The organism is Polaromonas sp. P1_E3 (assembly GCF_056405935.1).
This window is the reverse complement of record NZ_JBFUBD010000690.1, coordinates 1-976: the sequence shown is the minus strand read 5'-3', so window position 1 is coordinate 976 and position 976 is coordinate 1. Positions and strand designations below refer to the sequence as shown.

Genomic DNA, 976 nt, shown 5'->3' with positions numbered 1-976 from the left:
CCCTTACCTGAACGTGGGCCGCATTGAAGGCGGCACCAACACCAACGTGGTGCCGGGCAAGGTGATGTTCAAGCTGGACCGCCGCATGATTCCCGAAGAGAATCCCGCCGAAGTCGAAGCCAATATCCGCAAAGTCATTGCCGACGCGGCCGCTGGCTGCAAGGGCATTTCGGTCGACATCAAGCGCCTGCTGCTGGCCAACTCGATGCGGCCGCTGCCGGGCAACAAGCCCCTGGTCGACGCCCTCCAGAAGCACGGCGAGGCGCTCTTCGGCCAGGCCATCCCGGCCATGGGCACGCCGCTTTACACCGACGTACGGCTCTACGCCGAGGCCGGCATTCCCGGCGTGATCTACGGCGCCGGGCCACGCACGGTGCTCGAATCCCACGCCAAGCGGGCCGACGAGCGCCTGGAACTCGAAGACCTGCGCCGCGCTACCAAGGTAATTGCGCGAACCCTGCTCGATCTGCTGCGGCCCGGCCCGGGCTGATAGGAGGTTACTCGCGGGTGTAGTCCAGCAACGCGAGATATTCCTTGCGCTCGGCCTTGACCCACTGCTTGACGCCGATCTCGGACAAGATGCCCGCCGACTGGCTGTTCATGGCCAGCAGGGAATCCTGCAGGCGGCCGATCATGTCCGCCGGCACGCCGGGGGCGGCCAGCACCGACCAATTCACCACCGGCTGGGTTTCCCCAATGACACGGCCCCCGCCCTCCTGCCATTTCCTGGCGATGGTCGGATTGACCGCACCCACCTCGGCAAGGCCTGCCGCCACCTGTGCCGACACGGAATCCTGATAGCGCGTGTAGGAAATATAGGGTTCGCGCACATTCAGGCGGCGCATCTCGGCACGCGCAACCGCCACCGTGGCGGACGATTYGTCGGGCATCAATATCTTCTTGCCGCTCAGTTGCCCGATGTTGCTGATGGGCGAGCTGTTCTTCACGATAAAGGCGGCCTGGTAGGGCTCGGGCC

The 976-nt window shown here is 65.0% G+C and carries 2 protein-coding genes; one reads left to right on the top strand and one right to left on the bottom strand.

The features are described from left to right. Positions 1 to 490: M20/M25/M40 family metallo-hydrolase (locus AC1D0Z_RS22830; protein WP_477660413.1), on the top strand; the 490-nt coding region annotated here is incomplete at its 5' end. Positions 491 to 497: 7 nt separating this feature from the next. Here AC1D0Z_RS22830 and AC1D0Z_RS22825 read toward each other — a convergent pair. Further along, a partial coding sequence (locus AC1D0Z_RS22825; protein ID WP_477660412.1) for a phosphate/phosphite/phosphonate ABC transporter substrate-binding protein occupies positions 498 to 976 on the bottom strand: 479 nt, incomplete at its 5' end.